The sequence below is a fragment of the uncultured Algibacter sp. genome (assembly GCF_947490405.1).
In the GTDB taxonomy this organism is placed as follows: domain Bacteria; phylum Bacteroidota; class Bacteroidia; order Flavobacteriales; family Flavobacteriaceae; genus Algibacter_B.
Map to the genome: position 1 here is coordinate 265,145 of NZ_CANLGU010000006.1, position 16,803 is coordinate 281,947.

Annotated in this window: 14 protein-coding genes; 8 read left to right on the forward strand and 6 right to left on the reverse strand. The window is 32.5% G+C overall.

Annotation, left to right across the window (positions count from 1 at the left end):
• Window positions 1–283 precede the first annotated feature (283 nt).
• From rpsA to Q0772_RS13915, 6 genes are all read left to right on the forward strand, one after another.
• Window positions 284–2,116: a 30S ribosomal protein S1 gene (gene rpsA, locus Q0772_RS13890; RefSeq protein WP_298346041.1), complete on the forward strand. Its 1,833-nt coding sequence runs from the start codon at window positions 284–286 to the stop codon at window positions 2,114–2,116.
• Window positions 2,117–2,397: 281 nt separating this feature from the next.
• Window positions 2,398–2,937 carry a bifunctional pyr operon transcriptional regulator/uracil phosphoribosyltransferase PyrR gene (gene pyrR, locus Q0772_RS13895; RefSeq protein WP_298346043.1) on the forward strand — a complete coding sequence of 180 codons (540 nt, stop codon included), beginning with the start codon at window positions 2,398–2,400 and terminating at the stop codon, window positions 2,935–2,937.
• Window positions 2,938–2,946: 9 nt separating this feature from the next.
• A complete protein-coding gene (locus Q0772_RS13900) occupies window positions 2,947–3,876 on the forward strand; it encodes an aspartate carbamoyltransferase catalytic subunit (protein ID WP_298346045.1) in 930 nt (309 codons plus the stop codon).
• Between the two features lie 3 nt (window positions 3,877–3,879).
• The gene (locus Q0772_RS13905; RefSeq protein WP_298346047.1) at window positions 3,880–4,212 is read left to right on the forward strand and encodes a ribonuclease Z; all 333 of its coding nucleotides are present in this window, start codon (window positions 3,880–3,882) and stop codon (window positions 4,210–4,212) included.
• A gap of 1 nt (window position 4,213) precedes the next feature.
• Window positions 4,214–4,687 carry a DUF3291 domain-containing protein gene (locus tag Q0772_RS13910; protein WP_298346049.1) on the forward strand — a complete coding sequence of 158 codons (474 nt, stop codon included), beginning with the start codon at window positions 4,214–4,216 and terminating at the stop codon, window positions 4,685–4,687.
• Window positions 4,684–5,589, forward strand: a complete 906-nt coding sequence (locus Q0772_RS13915) for a ribonuclease Z (RefSeq protein ID WP_298346051.1) — start codon at window positions 4,684–4,686, stop codon at window positions 5,587–5,589. The genes Q0772_RS13910 and Q0772_RS13915 overlap by 4 nt, the downstream gene beginning before the upstream one ends.
• On the opposite strand, the gene Q0772_RS13920 is transcribed toward Q0772_RS13915, so the two are convergent.
• Window positions 5,586–5,999 carry a hypothetical protein gene (locus tag Q0772_RS13920; protein WP_298346053.1) on the reverse strand — a complete coding sequence of 138 codons (414 nt, stop codon included), beginning with the start codon at window positions 5,997–5,999 and terminating at the stop codon, window positions 5,586–5,588. The two genes, Q0772_RS13915 and Q0772_RS13920, sit on opposite strands and share 4 nt — an antisense overlap.
• Window positions 6,000–6,301: 302 nt before the next feature.
• Here Q0772_RS13920 and pdxH point away from each other — a divergent pair, with 302 nt between their 5' ends.
• Window positions 6,302–6,949: a pyridoxamine 5'-phosphate oxidase gene (pdxH, locus tag Q0772_RS13925; RefSeq protein ID WP_298346055.1), complete on the forward strand. Its 648-nt coding sequence runs from the start codon at window positions 6,302–6,304 to the stop codon at window positions 6,947–6,949.
• A 167-nt stretch (window positions 6,950–7,116) separates the two neighbouring features.
• Window positions 7,117–7,614 (forward strand): CAP domain-containing protein, encoded by a 498-nt coding sequence (locus tag Q0772_RS13930; protein WP_298346057.1) that lies wholly within the window; start codon window positions 7,117–7,119, stop codon window positions 7,612–7,614.
• Window positions 7,615–7,871: 257 nt separating this feature from the next.
• Here the strand turns inward: Q0772_RS13930 and Q0772_RS13935 are convergent, their stop codons facing one another.
• The 5 genes from Q0772_RS13935 to Q0772_RS13955 form a co-directional block, all read right to left on the reverse strand.
• On the reverse strand, window positions 7,872–8,846 hold the full coding sequence (locus Q0772_RS13935; RefSeq protein ID WP_298346059.1) for an MBL fold metallo-hydrolase: 975 nt from the start codon (window positions 8,844–8,846) through the stop codon (window positions 7,872–7,874).
• A 130-nt stretch (window positions 8,847–8,976) separates the two neighbouring features.
• Entirely contained in the window at window positions 8,977–10,905 is a 1,929-nt protein-coding gene (locus Q0772_RS13940; protein ID WP_298346061.1) for an OmpA family protein, read from the reverse strand.
• 63 nt (window positions 10,906–10,968) lie between these two features.
• The gene (locus tag Q0772_RS13945; protein ID WP_298346062.1) at window positions 10,969–12,894 is read right to left on the reverse strand and encodes an OmpA family protein; all 1,926 of its coding nucleotides are present in this window, start codon (window positions 12,892–12,894) and stop codon (window positions 10,969–10,971) included.
• 13 nt (window positions 12,895–12,907) lie between these two features.
• On the reverse strand, window positions 12,908–13,834 hold the full coding sequence (locus Q0772_RS13950; protein WP_298346064.1) for a type IX secretion system membrane protein PorP/SprF: 927 nt from the start codon (window positions 13,832–13,834) through the stop codon (window positions 12,908–12,910).
• Window positions 13,835–13,846: 12 nt separating this feature from the next.
• Window positions 13,847–16,803 (reverse strand): gliding motility-associated C-terminal domain-containing protein (locus Q0772_RS13955; protein ID WP_298346066.1); only part of this gene is annotated, 2,957 nt, incomplete at its 5' end.

Genomic DNA, 16,803 nt, shown 5'->3' on the forward strand with positions numbered 1-16,803 from the left:
AATATTCGATTGTTACAATTAATTATTACTAAGATATTGTATTTGTTTATTTGACTCAATTTTGATAAAAAAGTCACATCAATTTTATGTGTTCATTTTTAGGTAATTATATCAATAATATGTATTTTTGCACTCCTTTTAGCGAATCGTCGGAAAGATAAAAGGAATGAAACTTAAAATTAAATAACACTTCTGTGTGTTAGTCGCTTAAAACTTCCGAGGCATAACAGAATACAAAACGTAATGTTTATACGTACGTATGGGCATTATTAAATTATCTTAAATGGCTGAAAAAGCAAAAAAAGCTGAGGTTGAAGCAACTGAAGCACAAACAGCAGAGGCTCCAGTAGTATCTGAAGCTCAAGCAAATCCTGAAAAATTCTTAAAAGAGTTTAACTGGCACAATTACCAAGAAGGTATTGATGAGGTTGACGACAAACAATTGCAAGAATTTGAAAAACTAGTAGCAGAAAATTTCGTTGACACTTTAGATGATGAAGTTGTAGAAGGAACTGTAGTTCACATTACAGATCGTGATGCAATTATTGATATTAATGCAAAATCTGAGGGTGTTATTTCTTTAAACGAATTTCGTTACAACCCAGATTTAAAAGAAGGAGATAAAGTAGAGGTATTAATTGATGTGCGTGAAGATGCAACAGGACAATTAGTGTTATCTCACAGAAAAGCTCGTGTAATTAAAGCTTGGGATAGAGTAAATAAAGCTCACGAAACTGGTGAAATCGTTAATGGTTTTGTTAAATGTAGAACCAAAGGAGGTATGATTGTAGATGTTTTTGGAATTGAAGCATTCTTACCAGGTTCTCAAATTGATGTAAAACCAATTAGAGATTACGACCAGTACGTAAATAAAACTATGGAATTTAAAGTTGTTAAAATCAACCATGAATTCAAAAACGTAGTAGTATCTCACAAAGCGCTTATTGAAGCTGATATTGAGGAACAAAAGAAAGAAATTATTGGTCAATTAGAAAAAGGTCAAGTATTAGAAGGTGTTGTTAAAAACATTACATCTTACGGTGTATTTATTGATCTTGGAGGCGTTGACGGTTTAGTTCATATCACAGATTTATCTTGGTCTAGAATTAACCATCCAAACGAAATCGTAGAATTAGACCAAAAATTAAATGTTGTAATCCTTGATTTTGATGAAAACAAATCAAGAATACAATTAGGTCTTAAACAATTATCTAAACACCCATGGGAAGCTCTTGCAGAAGAGGTGAAAGTTGGTGATAAAGTAAAAGGTAAAGTAGTTGTAATCGCAGATTACGGTGCATTTATTGAAGTTGCTGATGGTGTTGAAGGTTTAATCCACGTTTCTGAAATGTCTTGGTCTACACACTTGCGTTCGGCACAAGATTTCGTAACTGTTGGTGATGAAGTTGAAGCTCAAATTTTAACTTTGGATAGAGAAGATCGTAAAATGTCTCTTGGTATTAAGCAATTAACGCCAGATCCATGGACAGATATTACAGGTAAATACCCAGTTGGTTCTAAGCACACGGGTATTGTACGTAACTTTACAAACTTTGGTGTTTTTGTTGAATTAGAAGAAGGTATTGATGGATTAATTTATATCTCTGATTTATCTTGGACTAAGAAAATCAAGCATCCAAGTGAGTTCTGTAACGTTGGTGATAAGTTGGATGTTATTGTTCTTGAGTTAGACGTTGAAGGACGTAAATTATCTTTAGGACATAAACAAACTACTGAAAACCCTTGGGATAAGTATGAAACTGAGTTTGCTTTAGGAACTACACATACTGCTGATCTTACTGAAATCGTTGACAAAGGTGCTACAGTAACATTTAATGATGATATTGTTGCATTTATTCCTTCTCGTCATTTAGAAAAAGAAGACGGTAGTAAAGTAAAGAAGGGTGAATCTGCAGAGTTTAAAATCATTGAATTTAACAAAGAATTTAAACGTGTTGTAGCTTCTCATACAGCTATCTTTAAAGAAGAAGAAATTAAGAATGTAAAAGCAGCAGTTAAGAAGCAAGCTTCTCAAGCTGCCGAAGCTAAACCAACTTTAGGTGATGCTAACGATGCTTTACAAGCTCTTAAAGATAAAATGGACGGGAAAAAGTAATTAATTCTCAATACATTTAAATAGATTAAAGCCTCACGTAATGTGAGGCTTTTTTAATTTTATAACCTTAAAGTATAGATGGGTAATCTGTAATGATTGTATACTAAGGCTGCGAGTAAGCGCGCAAGGGATAGAAGAGGAAAGCCCGCAGCGAAGCATGAGCGAGGACTTGTAACGGATAGCCCGACCCTTTGGGTTGCGCCCAAATAAAGATTCTATTTATGGTTTTTACTTCTAAATTTTTGCATTACCTTTGTACCCCAACTACGCTTGGATAGTATATGAGTCAGAAAGTTTTACTTAACGCAAAAGAGGTAAACATCATTCTTCATCGATTGGCTTGTCAACTTATTGAAAAACATAACGATTTCTCTAATACAGTTTTAATTGGTTTACAACCTCGTGGTGTGTTTTTAGCAGATAGATTAGCTAAAATTTTAACTGATGATTACAAGATTGAAAATATTCAGCTAGGACATTTAGATATTACATTTTATAGAGATGATTTTAGGAGAGGTGATAAAACATTAGAAGCTAATACTACTAAAATTAACTTTTTAGTAGAGGATAAGAATATTGTGTTTATAGATGATGTATTACATACAGGGCGCAGTATTAGGGCAGCATTAACGGCTATTCAGTCGTTTGGTAGGCCTAATGAAATTGAACTACTAACCCTCATAGACAGACGTTTTAGTAGGCATTTACCTATACAACCAAATTACAGAGGTAGGCAAGTAGATGTGATTAATGAAGAAAAAGTAAAAGTTAACTGGAAAGAATACGATAACGAAGATACTGTTTACTTAATAGAAAAATAATTAAAAGCAATGAGCGAATTAAGTGTAAATCACTTATTAGGAATAAAATATCTTAACTCACAAGATATTCAACTTATTTTTGAAACTGCTGATCATTTTAAAGAAGTGATAAACAGACCTATTAAAAAAGTGCCGTCGCTTAGAGATATTACAATTGCTAACCTTTTTTTTGAAAATTCTACCAGAACAAAATTATCTTTTGAACTTGCTGAAAAACGACTATCTGCTGATGTTATCAATTTTTCATCGGCACAATCTTCTGTTAAAAAAGGGGAGACTTTAATTGATACGGTAAATAATATCTTATCTATGAAAGTAGATATGATAGTTATGAGACACCCTAATCCTGGAGCAGGGGTATTTTTATCAAAGCATATCAATGCTAGTATAATTAATGCTGGTGATGGTGCACATGAACACCCTACTCAAGCTTTATTGGATTCCTATTCTATAAGAGAAAAGCTCGGAGATGTTAATGGAAAAAAAGTAGTTATTGTTGGCGATATTCTGCACAGTAGAGTGGCTCTGTCTAATGTATTTGCATTGCAATTGCAAGGTGCAGAGGTTATGGTTTGCGGTCCAAAAACTTTGATTCCCAAGTATATTGATAAACTTGGAGTAAAAGTTGAGACAGATTTGCGTAAAGCATTGAATTGGTGCGATGTAGCAAATATGCTTCGTGTACAAAATGAGCGCATGGACATTAGTTATTTTCCATCAACAAGAGAATATACTCAGCAATTTGGTGTTAATAAAGATTTGCTTGATTCTCTGAATAAAGAAATAACAATCATGCATCCTGGACCAATTAACAGAGGTGTGGAGATTACAAGTGATGTTGCAGATTCAAAACAATCTATTATATTAGACCAAGTCCAAAATGGAGTAGCAGTAAGAATGGCAGTTATTTATCTGCTGGCATCCAAAATAAAACAATAAATAATGATTTTTGATCAAGTTGGTAATACATCCATAATCACTCAAGAAAAGGCTACAGTTATAGAGCTAGTTAAAAAACTACATGCTTTGTATCCAAAGTTTAAGAATAATAATATTATAGTAGCATTAACCAGTTTAGATAGTATAACAAAAGCAGAAATTGTTGAGTTTTTAGATTTATCAAAAACCCACAAAGCTGCAAAACACTCTTTAGTTATAGTTTCTAATAAAATTAACTTAGATATTATTCCTGATGATTTAGTTGTTGTACCCACACTGCAAGAAGCACACGATATTATTGAAATGGAAGATATGGAACGCGATTTAGGTTTTTAAGATGATCTACCACCTTGCTCAAGTAAACATCGCAAAGCGGTTAGCTCCAATGGACGACCCTATAATGCAAGATTTTATTAATAATGTTGAGAAAATAAATGCCATAGCTGATGAAGCTGAAGGTTTTATTTGGCGAATGCAAGATGAAGACAAGGATTTAGGTGCAGAGATTTTTCAAGATGATACGCTGCTCATTAATATGTCGGTTTGGGAGAGTTTAGTATCCCTTTTTAATTACACTTATAAATCGGGTCATATTGAGGTATTTAAACGAAAAAAAGAATGGTTTAGTAAAATGAAAATGGTGCATATGGCGTTTTGGTACATTCCAGAAGGTTACGAACCAACTTTTCAAGATGCTAAACAGCGATTAGATTATTTAAATAAATATGGTGATACACCATATGCATTTTCTTTTAAAAGTAAATTCTCAGCTAAAAAAGATGCTATAAACTATAAAATGTTGGCATTATGAAACTCTCAATTTTAGGCTGTTATAGTGCTACTCCAAGAACACTAAATAATACAACATCTCAGGTTTTAGAAATAAACAACCACATGTTTTTAATTGATTGTGGTGAAGGGACTCAAGTACAACTAAGGAAACACAAAATTAAGTTTAACCGTATTAAACATGTTTTCATATCACACTTGCATGGCGATCATTTTTTTGGTTTAGTAGGGTTAATTTCTACATTTAGATTATTAACTCGGGAAGCAGACTTACATGTTTATGGTCCAAAGGGTATAAAAGAAGTTGTAACGCTGCAAATGAAATTGGCCGATTCTTGGACGAATTATAATTTAATTTTTCATGAACTAACTTCAAAAACATCTGAATTAATTTTTGAAGATGAAAAAGTAGAGGTACATACTATACCATTAAACCATAGAGTGTATACTAATGGCTTTTTATTCAAAGAAAAAGAGGGGTTAAGAAAACTAAATATAACTGCTGTTCAAGAGGCTAATATCAATGTTGCTTATTACAGAAAGTTAAGTCAAGGGTTCGATATTGAAAATGAAGATGGCATTATTATAAAAAATGAGACGGTTACTAAACCTGGTCCAAAACCCAAAAGTTATGCATTTTGTAGTGACACGATGTATAAAGAGGATATTATTCCGATCATACAAAATACAAATGTATTGTATCATGAATCTACTTTTTTAGAACAGCATGCTCATTTAGCCGTTAAAACAAAACATGCTACTGCAAAAGAAGCAGCAACTATTGCCAGAAAAGCTAATGTTGAAACATTAATATTGGGGCATTATTCTACGCGATATGGAAACATTGAAACGTTTAAAGAAGAAGCTTCTGAAGTTTTTGATAATGTTGAGTTGGCAGAGGACGGAAAAACTTTTGAGTTTTAATTAAATTCTTTTAAACTCAACATCCACACAATTGCTTCTTGCAAAGACATACACCGCTTTATACTTATTTTAGCAAACTGCTTTTCAATTGAAGCATTCATATATGTGGAGTTATTATACATAACAATTGCACTAGCAATTATAAGGTTGTAATTCTCAGCAATTTTAGTCCAATTGCTAGGATCTATTGAGTAATGATTAATCCGATTAGATATGAAACCTATTTTTGTTCCCTTACCATAATGCTCAATTATTTTCTTTACAACTTGTTCTGTTTTTTTCCAATCAAAATGAACTCCTTCATTTAACTCGCCTATAAAAAACTTATCACATAAATAATACGTTCCAAAAGGCATTTCTAACTTTGTGTAATTTGCTGTTTCACTATATGAATAGTTTACAAAACGCATAAATTGAGATAATGGTTGGTTTTACTAAGGTAGGTATAATATTACAATTTTAAAACAGAATCATATTAAATTTATGTTATTATAAATTTTAGATCATATGATATTTAAAATAAAGGAATTACACATTTGGTTTTAATTATTTAAATGAATTTAATGATGTGTTGTTTTTTAAAACACTCAACAACCCACTAATTGATTTGTTAATAGTTGTGTTACAAACAAATTTCATGAAGCATAGTTTGCTATAATATAATAAAAAAATGTATTCTAATTATTTTAAAAAACGCGTAAATTGCAGTATTATGGAAAAGGATTTAAGCAATTACAGAAAAACATATCAAAAGGGTGAGCTCCTTTTAAAAGAGGTACCAGAAAATCCTCTAGAGTTGTTTCAAAAATGGTTTCATGAAGTTGATAAACACTTTGCAGAAGATGAAACAAATGCCATGACTATCTCTACTATAGGATTAGATGGTTTTCCAAAGAATAGGGTAGTGCTTCTAAAAAAATACACCTATGAGGGTTTTATATTTTATACTAATTACAAAAGTGAAAAAGGAAAGGCTATTAAGGCTAACCCTAATGTTTGTCTATCTTTTTTTTGGCATGGTGCTGAACGACAAGTTATAATAAAAGGAAAAGCAGAAAAAATTCCTGATAATTTGAGCGATGGGTATTTTGAATCCAGACCTCGAGGTAGTCAATTAGGCGCTTTAATATCTAATCAAAGTGAAATTGTAACAGATAGAGTGTTCTTAGAAACAAAACTTTTAAATGCAGAAAAGCAATATGAAGGCAAAGACATATCAAGACCAAATTATTGGGGTGGGTATATCGTTAAACCTGTTGAAATTGAGTTTTGGCAAGGTCGCCCTAACAGACTTCATGATCGTATTCGATACCTATTAAAAGAAGATTACAACTGGCAAATAGATCGACTATCTCCTTGAACGGTCATTTCAATATAACTTTGCTTACACAAATATTGTATTTAGTCGATTAAAAACATATAAAATCGATAAAATACATGTTTTTAATCGATTTTAACACTTTGTTAACATTTACTTCAGGTTAGGCGGTTAATTTTACAAAACCAAAATCTAAATTTACTTAACCTATGAAGTTACTAACCAAGCTACCAGTTTTGGTATTGCTGGCTGTTTTTACACTATCGTCTTGTACAACCGACAGTTTAGATGATAAAGTAGAAGCTTTGGAATTAAGTTCTGCTATACCAGAAACCAAAACCATAGAAGTTGAAATCTTAGAACTTATTAATAATCATAGATTATCCTTAGGGTTAAACCCTTTACAAGAAATGTCTATTGTTAAATCTGTTGCTTTCACTCATACAGATTACATGGTTGACAATGATCAAATATCACACGCTAATTTTTTTACAAGAAGTAATTATTTAAAGTCCAATGCTGGCGCAAAAACAGTGTCAGAAAATGTAGCTTTTGGGTATAGTTCTGCAGAAAGTGTTGTAAAGGCGTGGCTTAGAAGCGAAGCACATAAAGAAAATTTAGAAGGTGATTATACAAATTTTGATGTCTCTGCAGAGAAAAATGCAGAAGGTAGATGGTATTACACCAATATATTTATAAAAAAATAAAGTGTTAAAAGCACTTAAATTAATAACTTAATTGTTATTAAATTTAGCTTTAGGTACAAAAAGTCCTTTCATAATGCGAAAGGGCTTTTTTTTATGCTTTTTTTGGGCGTTACCCAAAAGGGTCGGGCTTTCGGCAGTCGCTCCCTCCTTTGTCGGGGAGCTTCAACAAATGCCTCAATCCCTAACGCTGGCATATTTGCTAAATTATTTGATTTAAAACAAAGTATAGTTTATTTAAACAAGTTAATACTTATAAATCATAATGCAAAAACATCATTAATTTTTCCAATTCTGTATCCTTGTTTTGTGACCATTTTAGCTTCAGGGCTATTTGGGTTAATAACAGGATTGGTGTGATTAAAATGAATAAAAATTACTTTATTTCTATCCTTTGCACTCAAGCTTTTAAAAAGATCTAAACTTTCAATAATAAAAGGATGCGGAATTTGAGAAATATCTCGATTATCAATTTCTTTACCACTATAAAACGTAGCATCTAAAAAAGCATAATCTACTTGTTTTATTTCAGCAATAATATCTTTATCCCATTTATGCCATTTATCAATATCAGGAATAAACAAAGCACTTTTATTAGGCCCAACTATTTTGTAACCAACAGTTTCAGAATATTCATCTCTATGCGGAACTAAAAAAGGAGTTATATGAATTTCATCAGAGAGTTCTATAGCTTTTTCATCGGCTATTTCATTTAAGATAATATTTTTTCTAGCTGTAAGTTGACTCCAAGGACCGTTGTTTTCCAAAAATGTTTTCATTCTAGGCATTGTATAAACAGGAGTCTCTTTAGCATCTATAGCCTCTTTACCTAAAAACATTAAACCTGTATAATGCCCAATATGTGCATGTGTTAAAAAGATACCATCAGCAAGCCCAGTTTCATTATATTTATCTAACAGTGTCAATTTTTTCATTTGATTAACTATATCTGGTGAGGCTTCAAATAAATAAGTTTTATTGTTAGATGTATCAATTAAACCCAGAGACACAATCTGTCTGGAGTTTTCAGGGTTTTCAAATACCTCTTTACAGCAAGCCTTATAACATCCAATTTGTGGAGAACCAGCATCTTGAATTGTACCTAGTAAGACTATAGATGTCTTATTTATGTTTAATGGGTTATTATTTTTAATCTCATTTGTTTCAGCAGAACTAGTTTTGTTAACACACGAAAACAAGAATATAGTGATGATAACTAAACATATTTTTTTCATTAATTGACAAATTAGATTAAGCTTCTAATTTAGTAATTAATTGATTGTTAGTTAAAAATCTTTTTTTCAAAAAAAAACCATTAAAATTGTTTTTATTTTAATGGTTTAATCTAATTAAGTTAGTGGAGTACTATTTCATTTTTACAATAACAAATTGTGTACGCCTATTTAATTGGTGTTCTGCTTCAGTACAATTTGATGTAACATCACAGTTATTAATCAAATTTTCTTCTCCATAGCCTTTAGAATCAATAATTCTAGCAGGATTAACACCATTACTAATAAGGTAATTATAAGCAGAATTAGCTCTCTTTAACGAAAGTTTACGATTATAATCTGTACTACCTCTAGAATCTGAATAAGATTCAATTTTAATAGTCATATTTGGATGTGTATTCAACATTGAATTCAAAATATTATTCAATACTTGAATATCTTCATTTCTAATTTTAGAACTATTATAGTCGTAATAAATAGGGGATAAAGCTATAGTTTTTTCGGTTTCATCTAATTGTTTCGGTATAGGATTCAAAGAAAAGTCAGTTGTAATTGTTTTTACATTTCTATCAATATTTTTTGAACTCACCGAATTCTCACTGTCAATAAAATCATCTTTATTTACTTTAATTAAGTATTCAGAATCTCTATCAATAGTTATAGCATATTGACCTTTATTATTGGTTTTATAAGTTCCAACTATATCGTCTTTATTATTGATCAAGGTTACTGTAGCATCATCAATTGGCGCACTGTTAATATTATCGTAAACCGTTCCATTAAGGTTCAATTGCGGAATTCTATCGTAGGCATAGATATCATCTTTACCTACACCACCTTTTCTATTGGAAGCAAAATATCCAGATAAGCCATCCTCATTCATAAAAAATGAAAAATCATCTTTACTAGAGTTAACGGGTGTGCCTAAATTTATAACACTTAAAATAGTATTGTTCTCATCCGAAACGGTTCCAAAAACATCTAATAAACCAAGCCCTGGGTGCCCATCCGAAGAAAAAAACAAAGCTCCTTCGCTATTTACAAATGGGAATCTTTCGTTTTTATTCGTGTTAATAATGGGACCTAAGTTTTTAGGTTTGCTATAATCTCCGTTATTAATTTCTACATAATATATATCCGAACCTCCTATACCGCCAGATCTATCAGAAGCAAAATAAAGCTTAGAGCCGTCTGGACTTAAGGCAGGATGTCCGTTAGAAAAATGATTACTATTAAAAGGAAGCTCTTTAATATTTTTCCATTTTCCATTAATTAGTGAGGCTTTGTAAATCTTTAAGTTAGAAATGCCTTCACCATTTCTTCCCAAAACATTTTTTATAAAATCTGTTCTAGAAAAATACATGGTTTTACCATCTTTAGTTATCGTGATTGGGCCATCGTGATAAACTGAATTTACTTTCCCTTTTAGCTTAGATTTACCATTAATAATACTATCATTATCATCTTTATCTATGGCATAAACGTTTAGAAAAGGTTCTTCATCCCAACTATTGGTATGCTTTTTTAAATCACCTTTATCTCTAGATGATGCAAAATAAATTTTACCATCATGCTCATAAGCACCAAAATCACTGTATTTAGAGTTGAATTTAACGTCTTTTAAAAAGTATTGTTTTTTTGAATTGAAAATAGAATTTAAAAAATCTGAGTCTTTCAAATATTTTTCTTCTTTAATATCACCTCCAGATTCTTTGAATTGTTTCATCCATTCACGTGAGGTTTCGTAGTCTTTAACACCACGTAGTGCTTGAGAATAGTTGTAGTAGTATTCAATAGGAACATGGTTTTGCTTAACAGCTTTTTTATAATAAACTACAGCGCTGTCAGGGTTTCTCATATAAGCGTAGCTGTCGGCTATTTGCCTAATGGCATAGTCTGTATTTATACCATCATCTACTAAATCTTGATAAGCATTTGTTGCTTGAACAAAGGCAAAATTATTAAATAGATTATCTGCTTTTTTAATCATGTCGTTTTGTGCTAAAGCGCAAAAACTGACAAGTACAGCTAAACTTGTTGTTATGTAGTTTTTTAATTTCATTTGGGGTCTTATTTAATTAAAAATACTATTCTGTATGTATTTACGCAATTAGGCTTGCGTTGTTTACTCCATTTGAACGACTATAAATTGTGTACGCCTGTTTAATTGGTGTTCTTCTTCTTCACAATCTTGTCCGTCTTCACAACCGTTAGTTAACCTTCGCTCACCAAACCCTTGATGTTCAGTAATTCTAACAGGGTCAATGCCTTTAGAAATTAAATACTCGTAGGTTGAGTTGGCCCTATCAATAGATAATTTATCGTTATAAGAAAGTTTACCTCTAGAATCTGTATGTGATTCAATTCGAATTACCATTTCTGGGTAATCGTTTTGCATTAAATTCACAATTTTATCTAACTCTATTTGGGCATCTTTTCTAATGTCATGGCTATTAAAATCAAAATAAATGGTGTTTAAACTTATATCAGCTAGTTTAACAACATCTTGTACTGGATTTAGCAATAAGTTTGCACTAATAGTTATTAACTCAGTTTGAATATTCTTTGATGTAAATTCTCTGTAATCTTCAATGTATTTATCTTGACTAGCAACAATTTTGTAATCATTATTTCTGTCAATATTTATTTGATAGTATCCATTTTCATCAGTTTCCATAAAGGCTACTTGATTATCATCTTTATCAAATAACGTGATTTTTGCTCCAGCTACAGGATTCGTATTAATAGCATCAGTAACTACACCTTCTACATGTAATACAGGTTCTCTATGGAAAGCATAAATATCATCACTTCCACGACCACCTTGACGATTGGATGCAAAGTATCCAGTTATGCCATCTTGATTCATGCTAAAAGCAAAATCATCTTTGTTAGAATTTACTGGAATCCCTAGGTTTATAACGTCTACAATACTTTTTTCATCATCTCCTTTTATTGTCGCAAAAATATCCAGAAGTCCTAAGCCTGTGTGTCCGTCTGAGGAGAAGAATAAAACCCCTTCATTATTTATAAATGGAAAGCCTTCAGCGCTTTCAGTATTAATAACATTTCCAGCATTTTTTACTTCGCCTAGTGTGCCATCAGGAGCTATATCTACATACCAAATATCTGAGCCACCACGAGTTCCTGGTCTATCAGATGCAAAATATAATTTTGTGTCATCGATATTTAGTGCTGCATGTTGCGTAGAAAACTCATCGCCATTAATAGGTAAATCTATCACATTAGTCCATAAACTATCAACTAGAGTTGCACGATAGATTTTCATGTTAGTAAGACCATTCTTGTCTTTTAACTCAATGTCATCTTTAAAGTTATTTCTAGAAAAGTACATGGTTTTACCATCTTTTGTAATGGTTACTGGCCCATCATGATAAATAGAATTAATATCACCTTTAACTTTAGCTGTATGATCTACATTTCGTTTACTTCCAGCTTCAGCAACATAAACATCTAAAAAAGGTTGCTCATTCCAACCATATAAACGTTTAACTGTTACACCTTCATCTCTTGCAGAAGCAAAGTAGACTTTGCCATCATGCTCAAAAGCACCAAAATCACTATACTTAGAATTAAATCGAACCCTATCTAAAAAATATTGTTGTTTAGCACCAAATACACTAGTAATAAAGTTTACGTCTTTTGAGAAATCATTAGCATTTACAACACCACCAGAATCTTTATAACGTTTTATCCATTTTTGAGATTCTTCATATTTCTTCATACCTCGAAGTGACTGAGCGTATTTGTAGTAATATTCTATAGGAACATCTTTTTGCTTAACTACACTTTTATAATACCTTGAAGCATTTCTTGGATCTCTTAAAAAAGCATAACTGTCAGCCAGCTTTCTCATAGCATAGTTTCTATTATAATTATCTTGAACAAGTTCTCTATAAAGCTTAGCCGCTTTTACAAAAGAAAACTTATTGAATAATGTATCAGCTCTTTTTTGTTTTCCTTGTTGAGGAAACATTGATAAGCTTAGCATTAATGCCATACAAACTAATATGTAACTTTTTGTATTCATAGAAAAATTATAATTAGAAATATCTAGGTGATTTTAGTTTAGAACTAAGGAATTTAAATTCATACCTAAGTATTATTTCGTGTGTACCTGTAGTAAATCGTCTTAATTCTGATGTTGGTTTTTCGTAAGCATAGCCCGCCAAAAGTTGTCTGGATATCTGAAAGCCTCCATAAAAACCGTAAGCAGCAGTTTGTTCATTTATTCTGTATGTACCACCAAGCCAAACTTTTTCTCTAAATAATACACTTGAAGTTAAATCATATGATACAGGAGCACCGTTTGTTGCTTTTATTAATACAGAAGGTTTGTACTTGAAATTTTTGTTAATATCAATGATTCCACCAGCTGTGAAATAATAACTAATACGATCTAATGCTTCAAAATCGTTTGCATTGTTGGCATCATTATTTAATATTCTTGGAGCAGATATACTAGCATAAACTTTATTGGTACTCCAATACAAACCTGCACCAATATTTGGTGCCCATCGATCTTCTGTACCAAAAATTAATGCGTCATTTTGATTGTCTATATCTAAGCGAAAGTCAGCATCAAAACTAAATTGTGTAAAACCAGCTTTTAAACCAAAGGCTAATTTACCATCTGTTCCAGTTGGAATACTGTATGAGAAATCACCATAAAGATACGTGAAGTTTTGAGGTCCTAAATCATCTTCAATAAATGATAATCCAACACCAATCCTATCATTTCTAAGCGGTGTATGTATGGATAGTGTTTGGGTAATAGGCCCACCTTTAAAGCCAACCCATTGACTTCTATGTAAAGCAACTACACTTAAAGCTTCTCTACTACCTGCATAAGCGGGGTTAATAGAGATTGTGTTATACATATACTGTGTGAATTGCGGTAATTGTTGCGCAACACCAACCGTACAGCTTAACAACGCAATAGCGATTATATTATGTTTTAAAAGTTTCATAGGTTAAGGTTGTTATTTGGTTCCTAGGTAAACTGGACCTGTTATTGGTTTTAATTCAAGTTTTCCTGAGTTAGGATCTCTTAGTTGTATTATATAATAATATGTTCCGTTTGGTAATTTACCATTGTTTCCAATAGCAGATTTAGGAGCGGTACCATCCCATTTACCAAACCCAGAATCTGTACCAAAACCATCACCATCTCTTTCACTTCCTAATTTATAATTATCAGATTCGTAAACTAAGGCTCCCCAACGATTAAATATTTTTACATGAGCTTGAAATCCACATAGAGTAATACCTTCAATATCAAAAGTTTTATTATAATCATCTCCATTTGGCGTTATGGCTGTTGAGATATCAATATCTTTTTCACCACAAGGTAATACTCTACACTTTGCATCAATAACCATTATTACATCGGTAATATTGATACAGCCGTCTTGGAATCCAGTGTATCTTAATACATACTCAATACCATCTGTATTAGGGTTGAATGATTCAGAATAATCAGAATCTAGATTTGTAGGATCAAAGATACTTCCATTAACTGTTGCAACTGGGTTACCTTCAATCAATTCCCATGTTCCTCCAAATGTTCCTTCAGCTAAAAAGTCATCTAAATTAACTACACCATTATCAAAACATCTGTCTTCAGCAACTACTTCATTTAATATTTCATCCAGAGATACATTTAATGTTTGCGTATAATCTTCTTCATTGTTACATGCATCTCTAACAGTCCAAGTTCTAATTATTTGGTAATCTGCAATGACGTTTTCATCAAATGTGTTTGTTTCATCAAATACAACAACAACATTAGAAGAACAATTATCAGTAAATGTAATTTCTGGAACTTCTGGAATATCAGTACAACTTACATCTAATTCTATTTCGAAAGATGAAGCAGGTTTTGGAGCTGTTGTATCTTGAACTGTAATGATTTGAGTATGTGTTGTTGTTAAACCACATTCATCAGTTGCTACCCAGGTTCGTGCTAAGAAATAACTATTTGGACAATCACCATTAGTTCTAACGTCACTTACAGTTACTGTGGCATCTCCACAATTATCAGTAGCTGTTAAAGTTGAAGCTTCTGGTATATCATCACATTCAACAGTAATGTCTCTTGGTAAAGACTCTACAAATATTGGAGGTGTGGTATCTTGTACAATAATGTTTTGAGTATAAGTTGTTGTTAAACCACATTCGTCTGTTGCAACCCAAGTTCTTGCTAAAGAATAGCTATTTGGGCAATCACCATCAGTTCTTGAATCAGTCACAGAGACTATAGCTGAACCACAAATATCTATAGCTGTTAACATTTCTGGTTGAGGAATGTCATCACATTGAACAACTATATTTGGATTTGGTAAGGACTCAACAAAAGAAGGAGGTGTACTATCCTGCACAGTAATAGTTTGAACATGAGTGTTAGTTACACCACAGTCATCAGTAGCTGTATATGATCTGGTTATGGTATAATTGTTTGGACAATTACCATCAGTTCTTACGTCATTTACTGTTACAGTAGCAGTACCACAGTTATCTGTTGCTGTTAATGTTACTGGCTGAGGAATTGAATTGCACTCAACAACTATATCACCCGGAAGATTTGTTTGATCAAATTCAGGAGTCGTAGTATCTTGTGTTGAAATTATTTGATTTCCACTTGCAACATTACCACAAGCATCTGTTGCAGTCCAAGTACGCGTTATTGTAAAGTCTCCAGAACAACTACCGTTGGTTATAACATCGGTAAAAGCAATAACTGGATTTGAATCACAATTGTCAATTGCAGTAGCAACTCCAAAAGCAGTAGTTGATAAATCGTCACTACACTGAGCTGTTACATTAGCAGGTAATGTAAGTACAGGTGCAGTTGTGTCATCGACTAAAATAGTTTGATTAGCATTAGCAAAGTTTCCACAACTATCAGTAATTGTATAAGTTCTGATAACTTGAATTGGACAAGAGCCTGAAGCGGTATCAGAACTAGTCACTATAAGATTAGTATCAGAAGAACAAGAATCGTTTATTGTCAACCCAAGTGCATTAAGGGCAGATATTGTACTTACAGCTGGCGTTGCATCTGAAGCTATACATCCTTCAACAGTTGTTGTTTGTATTACTCCAGATATTACAGGTGCAGTAGTATCTTCAACAAAGATAGTTTGTGAAGCAGTAACAGCGTTACCACATTGATCCGTAATGGTATAAGTTCTAGATACTTCAATAGGGCAGTTACCATTACTAGTATCAGTATTAGTAACAACAAGGTTAGCATCATCAGTACAATTATCCGCAATAGTTAGTCCTAAGGCTTCTAACTCAGCAACAGAAGTTACAGGAGCAGTAGCGTCAGCAGCAGTACAACCTTCCACAGTAGAATTAGCAATAGCTCCAGTAGCAGTAGGTACTGTAGTATCATTAACAGTAATGGTTTGAGTAACAAGAATTTGATTATTACAAATATCAGTTACACTATATGTTCTAGTAATCCTTTCAGGACATGTATTTCCATCAGATACATCCGAGACAAAAGCAACCACAGGAGTCCCTTGATTATCTGCTTCATCAGTAACTACTGTTACATCAGGTGCAGGAACATCATCGATACACTGCACATCAATTCCATTAGGGTTTGAAGCAGTAGGCATTATAGGGTCCGTAATTAATATGGTTTGAGTAACAAGAATTTGATTATTACAAGTATCCGTTACACTATATGTTCTAGTAATAGTTTCAGGACAGTTTCCGTTATCCGACACATCCGAGACAAAAGCAACCACAGGAGTAGTACCACAGTTATCCGCTTCATCAGTCACTACTGTTACATCAGGCGCCGGTGCAGGTCCCCCAGGAACAGTAATAGTATTAGGGTTTGAGGCAGTAGGTGCAGTAGTATCTTCAACAAAGATAGTTTGTGAAGCAGTAACAGCGTTACCACATTGATCCGTAATGGTATAAG